Raw genomic sequence first — 9,595 nt, forward strand, 5'->3', positions numbered from 1 at the left:
ATGCAACACCTTGCAACATTAGTCCGGGATTTTCTACCGGCCGGGTGATTCGATCGGCAGCAGACAGGCGGTTGGTCAGTGGGGTAACGTGTTCAGCATCGAGTTCAAGGCAACACCACCATGGCCAAGCACACGCCCCCCATCGACTGGTTCCACCGCGCGCCCGACGTCGGCGGGCTTCAGCGTTTCGAGGCTTTTTTTGCTGGCCACGGCTACGACCTTCACCGCCACGACACCTATGCCATCGGCCACACGCTGGCCGGTGTGCAGAGTTTTCAGTACCGCGGTGGCTGGCGCCACAGTCTGCCGGGCGGGACCATGGTGCTGCACCCGGACGAAGTTCACGATGGCGAAGCCGGCACCGAGACCGGGTTCCAGTACCGAATGATGTACATCGAACCGGCGCTGATCCAGCAGATGCTCGGCGGCCAGCCACTGCCATTTATCAAGACCGGTCTGTCGACGGATCCACGTTTGTTCGCCGCCACTGCCGTGCTGCTGCGAAGCCTCGATTGTCCCCTCGACCCTCTCGAAGAGCAGGATGCGCTGTTCGATCTGGCCCAAGCCTTGAACGGCGTTTCCGGAGTGCCTGCTACCCGCCAGAGCTTCGACTACGTGGCCGCCGAACGCGCGCGGGAATTCATCCACAGCGCGCTGGATCGCACCGTGACGCTGGAAGAACTGGCGCAACACAGCGGTCGCGATCGCTGGAGCCTGTCACGGGATTTTCGCCTGTTGTTCGGCACCAGCCCTTATCGATACCTGACCATGCGCCGCCTGGACCTGGTCCGCTCGCTGCTGATCCAGGGCCAGTCATTGGTCAGCGCCGCGTTGATCGCCGGCTTCACCGATCAGAGCCACATGACCCGGCAGTTCAGCAAAACCTACGGCCTGTCACCGGCCCGCTGGATGAAAATGCACCGCCGCTGAGCCACGCACAATCGTTCAAGAAGCACGCCGATGCGCGGGCTATCGTGGATTTACGATCAACCACGAGAGCTGCTTCATGAAAGCTTACGAAAGCCTGAATTTCGCTGAAAAAATCGCCAGGATCGGCCCGTACTGGACGCCTCGGGTCATCGCCGAGATGAACGACTATCAGTTCAAGGTGGTGAAACTGCTGGGGGATTTCATCTGGCACGATCACCTGGATACCGACGAAACCTTCATCGTCCTCGAAGGACAACTGCGCATCGACTTTCGCGATGGCCACGTGCTGGTGAACGCTGGCGAAATGTATGTGGTGTCAAAAGGTGTCGAGCACAAACCGTTCGCCGAGCAGGAGGTGAAACTCCTGCTGATCGAACCCAAGGGTGTGCTGAACACAGGCAACGAAGGTGGCGAGCGCACTGCGCAGAATGACGTCTGGGTGTGAAAGGCGGGCTGCTTACGGCTGCAAGGTCTTGCCGTCCACTGGATCGCCGATTTTCAGGAAATGCCCGCCCGCCACATGGTGCAAGGTGCGCAACGCGTCTTGCCCTTCGAAGTGCCAGCGACCGTCACTGAACACCCGCTCGTCTGCCTGAGCGGCAATCACTTCGGCCAGGAACAGATCGTACTGCTGGTGATTGTCGGGCTCCGGCAGCAGTCGGCATTCCAGCCAGGCGACGCAGCCCTCGAGCATCGGCGCATCGATCAATTCAGCGCTGAAGGTCGGCAAGCCATAGACCTGGAATTTGTCCCGGCCTTGGTCCCGGGTCAATTCCAGTCCCGACGTCGAACCCACGGTCTGGACGATATCGGCCTGGGCGGCGCAGGGAACATTCAGCACAAACGTGCCCGAAGCCTCCAGCAATTGCCGTGTCCAGGTGGACTTGTCCAGCACCACGGCAATTTTCGGCGGCTCGAAATCCAGCGGCATGGCCCAGGCCGCCGCCATGATGTTGCGCTGGCCGTCATGAGCCGCGCTGACCAGCACGGTCGGGCCGTGATTGAGCAGACGATAAGCCTTGGCCAAGGGAACCGGACGGCGGTGAGAAACGCTCATGATGGCTGCTCCTGGAGAAAACGCCGATTGTAGCGATTTACGCCGCGATGGCAGTCATCAAGTCGTCAACTGATTGGCAAACTGCCCGACCGCATTCACCACTTTCTGTGCCCCGTCCTGAATCTCGACAATCACCGTCCCCGCCTCTGCCGCCAGCGCCAGCCCCTGTTCAGCCTGGAGTTTGCCCTCGGTCATCAGCGCCACGGCGTTGCGCGCCATGTCCTGGTTCTGACGCACTACGCCGACAATTTCATCGGTTGCCTGGCTGGTGCGCGAAGCCAATTGCCGGACCTCATCCGCCACCACCGCGAAACCACGCCCCTGTTCCCCGGCCCGAGCCGCTTCGATGGCCGCGTTGAGCGCCAGCAGGTTGGTCTGTTCGGCAATCCCGCTGATGGTTTTGACGATGGTGCCGATCACCAGCGACTGCTCGTTCAGCGCTTCGATGCCTTCACCGGCGGTCTGCATGTGCGTGGCAAGGTCACGCATCACGTTGACCGCCTGAGTCACCACAGCGTTACCGCGCTGCGCGCTGCTGTCGGTTTGCTGCGAGGTGCTATAGGCAATGTTGGCCGCTTCGGCGACGGCTTGCTCCTGATTGACTTGATCGGTAATCACCGTGGCGAACTTCACCACTTTGTAGAGCTTGTTGTTGGCATCGACCACCGGGTTGTAGGAAGCTTCCAGCCAGACCACGCGACCGTGGCTGTCGATGCGCTTGAAACGGCCAGCGACGAACTCGCCTGCATTCAAGCGGCGCCAGAAGTCCTGATACCCGGCGCTGTTGTATTCCTCGGGTTCGCAGAAGGTGCGGTGATGTTTGCCCTTGATCTGCGCCAGGCTGCAACCCATGCCACTGAGGAACCGGTCGTTGGCCGCCAGCACGTTGCCATTGAGGTCAAACTCGATCACTGCCGTGGAACGCACGAGCGCGCCGATCAGGTTCTCATGCTCACGTGACGCCTCGATGGTGCGGGTCAGGTCACTGGAGTAAATCGAGAAGTGTTTGATTCGGCCGTCCGCGGACCGAACCGGCTGCACGATCGAGCGCAGCCAGGCTTCCTGGCCATTGCCGCGCAACAAACGCACCGTGCCGGCAAAGTGCTCGCCACGGGTCAACGCGACCTTGAAGCGCTGGTGGAATTCGTCCGACTTCACATGGGCCGGGACGATGTCTTCGATGTGTCGCCCTATCAGGTCGCTGCTTTTGTAGAGCATCTCGCCGATGAAGTTCTGGTTGACCGATTGAATCCGCCCATCGACATCGAGGGTCAGGACCAGCATCTCGCTTTCCAGACTTTCCTTCACTTGCTGGAGGCTGGAGAGTTCTTCGCGAAGAGCCGACAGCTCCTGCTTCAAGCGTTTGTTGAACATGGGGATACACCGATGGACAGGGATAGAAAGCGGTATGCAGCCTAACCATCGGCCTGGGGGATATTTTCTGAAGAGTGTTTCAGGGTTGTCCTACAAAAATAGTTGCTACACGTACGGTGCTACCTTCGATTACATCGCGCCAGCAGTCGAGCAACTGCCAACTCTTGGCATCCGCGTCCCGAAATACGCGGCACTGCCCACACCCACAGCCCCCATCACCGCGCAGAAGATCACGCAGATCCATGGGCTCCACGGCATCAGGCCGATCAGCAACAACGGTGTGATACTCGCCCAGACGGCGTAGGCAATGTTGTAGGTGAAGGAAATCCCCGAGACACGAATCCGCGCCGGGAACAGGCTGACCATCACCGACGGCACCGCGCCGACCACCCCACAACCGAGACCGGCCACCGCGTACGCCAGGCCGATCCAGTTGCCACCGATGATCAGGCAGGTATAGAGCACGCCGATGCCCAGTGGCAGCAGCAGGCTATAGAGCATCACCGTGCGCCAGGCGCCAATGCGGTCGACCAGCAGCCCGGCGAGTACGCAGCCGATGTTCAAAAAGACAATGCCCAAGGCACTCAGGGCGAAGGTGTGGCTGGCGGTCATACCGAAGGTTTTCTGCATCATGGTCGGGGTGATCACCACGAACACCACCACCGCCGAGGTCAGTACGCAGGTGAGGATCATCGCCGGTAGCATGGCCAGACGGTGTTCACGCAAGACCGTGCGCAGCGGCAGTTCGACAGCTGCATCCCGCTGGGCCTGCATGGCCATGAACACCGGGGTTTCGCTGAGCCAGCGGCGTAGCCAGACGCCGATTACGCCGAACACGCCGCCCAGCAGGAACGGGTAGCGCCAGGCGTAATCAAGGATTTCTGCCGGGGAGAACGCCTGTGCCAGAAAAGTCGCCGTTAGCGCACCGATCAGGTAACCAAACGTCAACCCGGCCTGCAGGAAACCGAGGGCATAACCGCGATGCCCGGCCGGTGCATGTTCGGCGACGAATACCCAGGCGCTCGGCACTTCGCCGCCCACCGCCGCGCCCTGGAGGATTCGCAGGGCCAACAGCAGCAGCGGTGCGAAATAACCGATCTGGGCGTAGGTCGGCATGATGCCGATCAACAGGCACGGCAGCGCCATCATCAGGATGCTCAGGCTGAAGACCTTCTTGCGGCCCAGCCGGTCGGCGAAATGCGCCATCAGAATCCCGCCCAACGGCCGCGCCAAATAACCGGTTGCGAAGATCCCGAAGCTTTGCAGCAGTCGCAGCCACTCGGGCATTTCCGGCGGGAAGAACAGCTGGCTGAGGGTCAGGGCAAAAAATACGAAAATGATGAAATCGTAGATTTCCAGCGCGCCGCCAAGGGCTGCAAGGCCGAGGGTCTTGTAATCCGAGCGGGTGAACGGCGCCGGGCGCGAGTGGGTGTTGGCGGTCATGAAAAGAACTCTGGCATAGGCAAAAAACCAAGGCGCCCATGGTCTACGCAAACGCGCCAACGGACAACCCGTTAGACCAAAGTCCTAGACGCGTAAAACCTCGTCACAAAATAGAACCGATTGTTTTACTGTTGCCACCTGTCTAGACGGGCCTTTGCGGTCCTGAAGACCACAACAAACATAAAAATTCGAGGTACACCCGTGGCCGCTGATATCGAAGATACCCGCTCTGCCCGCTTTGCCCTGCGCTGCTCAAGTTTTGCCGAACGCTGGTTCCCCGACTCCTGGGTGTTTGCCGCACTGGCGGTGATTATCGTCGCCGTGGCCACCCTGTTCATGGGCGCCAAACCCACCGACGCCGCCATGGCCTTCGGTGACGGCTTCTGGAGCCTGATCCCGTTCACCATGCAGATGGCTTTCGTGGTGATCGGCGGTTATGTGGTCGCCAGCTCGCCACCGGCAGTGAAACTGATCGACCGGCTGGCGCGGATCCCGAAAAACGGCCGCTCGGCCGTGGCCTGGGTTGCGTTGATCTCCATGGTCGCTTCGCTGCTGAACTGGGGGCTGTCGCTGGTGTTTGGCGGATTGCTGGTGCGCGCCCTCGCCCGCCGTACCGATCTGAAAATGGACTACCGCGCTGCCGGTGCTGCCGCCTATCTGGGTCTCGGCGCGGTGTGGGCCTTGGGCTTGTCCTCGTCCGCCGCGCAATTGCAGGCCAACCCGGCCAGTCTGCCGCCGTCGATTCTGTCGATCACCGGGGTGATTCCTTTCACGCAAACAATCTTTCTCTGGCAATCCGGCGTGATGTTGCTGGCGCTGATCGTGATCTCGCTGATCATCGCCTACGCCACTGCACCCGGCCCGAACTCGGCCCGCGATGCCGAAGCCTGCGGCATCGATCCGAGCTTTAACCTGCCGCCGTTGCAACCGCGCACCCGACCCGGCGAATGGCTGGAGCACAGCCCGCTGCTGACGATTTTGCTGGTGCTGCTGGCGGCCGGATGGCTGTTCCACGAGTTCTCGACCAAACCGGCTATCAGCGCGATTTCCGGGCTGAACACCTACAACTTCCTGTTCATCATGCTCGGTGCCCTGCTGCACTGGCGCCCGCGCAGCTTCCTTGACGCTGTGTCCCGCGCGGTACCGACCACCACGGGCGTACTGATTCAGTTCCCGCTGTACGGCTCGATCGCGGCGCTGATGACCACCGTCAAAGGCACTGACGCTCAGACGCTGGCTCACCACATCTCGACCTTTTTCGTACAAATCGCGTCCCACGACACCTACGCACTGCTGATGGGCGTGTACTCGGCGATCCTCGGTTTCTTCATCCCGTCCGGCGGCGGCAAATGGATCATCGAAGCGCCGTACGTCATGCAAGTGGCCACCGACCTGAACTACCACCTGGGCTGGGCCGTACAGATCTACAACGCCGCCGAAGCCCTGCCGAACCTGATCAACCCGTTCTACATGCTGCCGCTGCTGGGTGTGCTCGGGTTGAAGGCGCGGGACTTGATCGGGTTTTCGTTCGTGCAACTGCTGGTGCACACGCCGCTGGTGCTGTTTCTGCTGTGGGCGTTGGGGACGACGCTGACGTATACGGCACCGGTCATGCCGTAACACGTAAGTGATTGCACCCGCTGCGGGCAGGTGCAATCCGTTCACCCTGCTTGAGCATGAAACAAACGCCTAGATTTATCCTACATACAGGCTCGATTGCGCCTGACATGAAACCCGGAGAGTTCTTATCTCCAACCTATAAATCGCTGAGTAAACTCCGACAGCTCACAAACTTTTAAAGCAAGACAGCACTGACCAAGGATGAACAAACACATGTCTTTAATATCGAAAACGCTGGAAGAGATGATTAACGAGATTTACCAGGACGGTAGGGTTTCAGTCGTTGAATATAAAAAGCTGCGTGATGATGCAGATCGCCGTATGGACGCTGTCGTCCGCGAGTTCGGCCAGCACAACAATTTGACCGCCCTTCAAAAAGCGATGGATGTAGTAATGCAATTAACGCAAACGTCCATCATTGATGCCAAAAAAGCCAAACTGACCGATACAGGAGAGGCCATCGTCAAGGATGCCGTATTTGCACAGGTCGAGTACTTGCGCGCCGGTACTCATCTGGCACTAAAACTGTTGTAACGCTTCAACCTCCGTCCGGCCCATAGACATTAAGCCCGGGCCGGACTCCATAACCGAGAGTTCCTGGCATACACACCGCAGGCTCTACGCAAAAAACTACACGCAAACACTGTTCTGTGTAACGCCGCTGATCCAGTATGGCGCGTAACCCAATCAACGGGACCACGCTGAAAAGGATCTGAGCATGTTCAAATTCGCAGGACTCACCCTCGCGGCCCTCACCCTGAGCGCCGCCGCCCATGCTGATGTCGACCTGAAGCTGGGCAGTACCGAACGCGTCACCCGCCTGTTCGCCTATCCCAACAACTGCAACGTGATCTGCTTTCGCAACTGGACGCTGGAGCAAACGGTCGAGCATTACCTGACCCAAAGCGTGCAGCGCGATGGTTACAGCGCGGCGAAAGTGCTGGTCAAAACCGATAACGATCAGCTCTACGCCGAAATCAGCGGCGTACCCCGTGGCTATGAAAAACCGCTGGCGGCGTTGCTCGATGCCGGTGATCTGGCCTATACCGGCGCCAGCAAGCTGAATGCCGATGGCAAGTGGGCTTACAGCTGGTATCTGTTCCTGCCACTGGGCATGGCCCTGGAAAACCGCAAAAGCGTTGAACTGTTGCACTTCCCGCCGGATTATTCGCTGACCCAGGCCCAAGACTATCTGGAGTCCAAGACCACCGACCGTTGGGCCACGCTGCTGACCGCCAACGGTATTCCTGGCGACCAGACGCCGGGCTACCAGACCATCATCGACATCGCACCGATTGCCGCGCCGTCCAACGCCGGCAAGGATCTCGAAGGCGTCTACGACTATTTCAAGGACTACCAGACCACCATGGTCAAGCAACTCAGCCAGAACGCCAGTGGTGCGGCGTTGCCGATGGTCGCCTTCGGCGCGCCAGTGCGTAACTGGATCAAGCAGCAATACGGGCCGACCGTGAACGTGCTGGGCCTGGTCAGCATCAGTCCGAGCGACGGAGTGAAAGTGCCAGTGCTGGGTTCCAACCACCCAAGCTACATTTGGTACGCCGCCGACCCGGAAAGCTATACCGGCAACGATGCCCAGGCCAAGGCCGACGCGGCTGGCCTTAAAGTCATGGGCCAGGATTTGAGTGCCGCGTGCTGGCAGGCCGCCATGGGCCGCCAACCGGACAGTAATCCCGACGTTGAACTGAAAAGTTGCACCCAAACCTGGCAAGCGGCCCAGGCAGAAAAAACCTGCGAGCTGTTCTATACCTCGATCCGCAACCTGACTCCCGAAAAAGCCATGGCCAAGTGCGCGACGGCACCGATCAAAGCTCAGCTTAAACAGCTGAAAGCCCCGGTACCTGCGACTGCGATCCCTGTCCCGCCTCTGTAAAACGATGACCGGCGGGTCTACTGTCATAACTGACAGTAGACCCGCCGTTTCATTTGCGAGAGGCTTGAGTCGTTCCCATGTGTTGCAGTGCTGACAGGATTGTCAGCTGATGGAGGTCGCAGCACCCAGCCGACAAGGATCGTTATGAAAACCCACGCCCTGCACGAGACGCTTGCACAACCTCCCGATGGGATTTATCCATTTGCGGAGCTGCCCGTTCGCCTTGGATTCCCCTCCAGGGCCGACTTCGAGATTATCGACAACACCAACGGATCGGCGGCAGCCGTCGCAGTACTTCGGGACTTTCCACGCATCAGCCGAATTTGTCGGGCGTCGGGGCATCTGCTGCCTTATCGGTGTCGGCATACCCGGCAACTGGCCCGTGGCATCCATGTCTACGACCCGCGCTTCTGCGGGCTGCTGCGACACTCCTGCGACCCAAACGTATTTCTCGACATGAGCGAGCTGTGGCTATGGGCGCTGAAGGACATCAAAAAAGGCGACCGACTGACGATGGACTACGCCACCACCGAAGACAAACTCATGCGTCAGTTCGCCTGCCAGTGTGGCTCGTTCGACTGCCGTGGCTGGATCACCGGCTACGATGAATCGCCGAACGCCGACGGCCAGTTGTTTCTGCAGCACTGGCGCCGGCGAAGTCTATGCTGAAGGGCGTTACAACGCCTCGACCGGACGCAGACGGTATTGCGGCGGTAATTGCTCGAAACCGCTGATGGTGGCGTTCAGGCTTTTCCAGCGACCGTCCTTGATGCCATAAATGCAGCCGTGAACAGACAGGCTCTGCCCGCGATGCCAGGCGTTTTGCACAATGCTGGTGTGCCCGACATTGGCCACTTGCTGGATCACGTTGTATTCGCAGAGGCGGTCGACCCGCTCTTCTTCAGTGGGCAATTTGGCGAGTTCTTCGCGTTTCTCATAATAGAGATCGCGAATCGAGCGCAGCCAGCCGTCGATCAGGCCCAGCTGACGGTCCTGCATTGAGGCGCGCACGCCGCCGCAGCCATAGTGACCGGTCACGAGGATGTGTTTGACCTTGAGCACGTCGACCGCGTACTGAATCACCGACAGACAGTTGAGGTCGGTGTGAAGCACCACGTTCGCCACGTTGCGGTGTACAAACAGATCGCCGGGCAGCATGCCGACGATCTCGTTCGCCGGCACCCGGGCGTCGGAGCAACCGATCCACAGGTATTCCGGGGTTTGCTGACGGGCCAGCTTGGCGAAGAAATCAGGATCTTCTTTGGTGATTGCGTCAGCCC

At 59.6% G+C, this 9,595-nt stretch carries 10 protein-coding genes and 1 pseudogene; 6 read left to right on the forward strand and 5 right to left on the reverse strand.

Features of this window, described 5'->3' with window-relative positions; genetic code table 11:
- The first annotated feature begins 120 nt into the window (after window positions 1–120).
- Both WLY71_RS14360 and WLY71_RS14365 read left to right on the forward strand, forming a co-directional pair.
- On the forward strand, window positions 121–930 hold the full coding sequence (locus WLY71_RS14360) for an AraC family transcriptional regulator (protein WP_347804070.1): 810 nt from the start codon (window positions 121–123) through the stop codon (window positions 928–930).
- Window positions 931–1,006: 76 nt separating this feature from the next.
- Window positions 1,007–1,375 carry a cupin domain-containing protein gene (locus WLY71_RS14365; RefSeq protein ID WP_111451254.1) on the forward strand — a complete coding sequence of 123 codons (369 nt, stop codon included), beginning with the start codon at window positions 1,007–1,009 and terminating at the stop codon, window positions 1,373–1,375.
- Between the two features lie 12 nt (window positions 1,376–1,387).
- Here WLY71_RS14365 and WLY71_RS14370 read toward each other — a convergent pair whose 3' ends face one another.
- The 4 genes and pseudogenes from WLY71_RS14370 to WLY71_RS14380 all read right to left on the reverse strand — a co-directional run bounded on the left by WLY71_RS14370 (window position 1,388) and on the right by WLY71_RS14380 (window position 4,804).
- Window positions 1,388–1,987 (reverse strand): flavin reductase family protein, encoded by a 600-nt coding sequence (locus WLY71_RS14370; RefSeq protein WP_347804071.1) that lies wholly within the window; start codon window positions 1,985–1,987, stop codon window positions 1,388–1,390.
- A 57-nt stretch (window positions 1,988–2,044) separates the two neighbouring features.
- Entirely contained in the window at window positions 2,045–2,653 is a 609-nt protein-coding gene (locus WLY71_RS31345; protein WP_425589927.1) for a methyl-accepting chemotaxis protein, read from the reverse strand.
- Window positions 2,633–3,361, reverse strand: a pseudogene (locus WLY71_RS31350) (PAS domain-containing protein); the annotation flags it as partial. The pseudogene WLY71_RS31350 and the gene WLY71_RS31345, both read right to left, overlap by 21 nt.
- A 129-nt stretch (window positions 3,362–3,490) precedes the next feature.
- Complete coding sequence (locus WLY71_RS14380) at window positions 3,491–4,804, reverse strand: MFS transporter (protein WP_347804073.1); 1,314 nt, start codon at window positions 4,802–4,804, stop codon at window positions 3,491–3,493.
- Window positions 4,805–5,005: 201 nt separating this feature from the next.
- Between WLY71_RS14380 and WLY71_RS14385 the strand changes: the two genes are divergently transcribed.
- The 4 genes from WLY71_RS14385 to WLY71_RS14400 all read left to right on the forward strand — a co-directional run bounded on the left by WLY71_RS14385 (window position 5,006) and on the right by WLY71_RS14400 (window position 8,984).
- Window positions 5,006–6,424, forward strand: coding sequence for a short-chain fatty acid transporter (locus tag WLY71_RS14385; RefSeq protein ID WP_134423164.1), 1,419 nt, complete (start codon window positions 5,006–5,008; stop codon window positions 6,422–6,424).
- 213 nt (window positions 6,425–6,637) lie between these two features.
- Entirely contained in the window at window positions 6,638–6,958 is a 321-nt protein-coding gene (locus WLY71_RS14390) for a hypothetical protein (protein ID WP_008153466.1), read from the forward strand.
- A gap of 184 nt (window positions 6,959–7,142) precedes the next feature.
- Window positions 7,143–8,315, forward strand: coding sequence for a hypothetical protein (locus tag WLY71_RS14395; RefSeq protein WP_347804074.1), 1,173 nt, complete (start codon window positions 7,143–7,145; stop codon window positions 8,313–8,315).
- Window positions 8,316–8,459: 144 nt separating this feature from the next.
- Complete coding sequence (locus tag WLY71_RS14400; protein ID WP_149628911.1) at window positions 8,460–8,984, forward strand: SET domain-containing protein-lysine N-methyltransferase; 525 nt, start codon at window positions 8,460–8,462, stop codon at window positions 8,982–8,984.
- 6 nt (window positions 8,985–8,990) lie between these two features.
- Here the strand turns inward: WLY71_RS14400 and can are convergent.
- The coding region (gene can, locus WLY71_RS14405; RefSeq protein WP_347804075.1) for a carbonate dehydratase at window positions 8,991–9,595 on the reverse strand (605 nt) is incomplete at its 5' end.

The organism is Pseudomonas rossensis, assembly GCF_039888995.1.
GTDB classification, from domain to species: Bacteria; Pseudomonadota; Gammaproteobacteria; order Pseudomonadales; family Pseudomonadaceae; genus Aquipseudomonas; species Aquipseudomonas rossensis.

What these genes read in the sequence shown, in the direction of transcription:
- WLY71_RS14360 (WP_347804070.1), top strand. Translation starts at nt 121, where the DNA reads ATGGCCAAGCACACGCCCCCCATCGACTGGTTCCACCGCGCGCCCGAC.
- WLY71_RS14365 (WP_111451254.1), top strand. Translation starts at nt 1,007, where the DNA reads ATGAAAGCTTACGAAAGCCTGAATTTCGCTGAAAAAATCGCCAGGATC.
- WLY71_RS14370 (WP_347804071.1), bottom strand. Translation starts at nt 1,987, where the DNA reads ATGAGCGTTTCTCACCGCCGTCCGGTTCCCTTGGCCAAGGCTTATCGT.
- WLY71_RS14380 (WP_347804073.1), bottom strand. Translation starts at nt 4,804, where the DNA reads ATGACCGCCAACACCCACTCGCGCCCGGCGCCGTTCACCCGCTCGGAT.
- WLY71_RS14390 (WP_008153466.1), top strand. Translation starts at nt 6,638, where the DNA reads ATGTCTTTAATATCGAAAACGCTGGAAGAGATGATTAACGAGATTTAC.
- WLY71_RS14395 (WP_347804074.1), top strand. Translation starts at nt 7,143, where the DNA reads ATGTTCAAATTCGCAGGACTCACCCTCGCGGCCCTCACCCTGAGCGCC.
- WLY71_RS14400 (WP_149628911.1), top strand. Translation starts at nt 8,460, where the DNA reads ATGAAAACCCACGCCCTGCACGAGACGCTTGCACAACCTCCCGATGGG.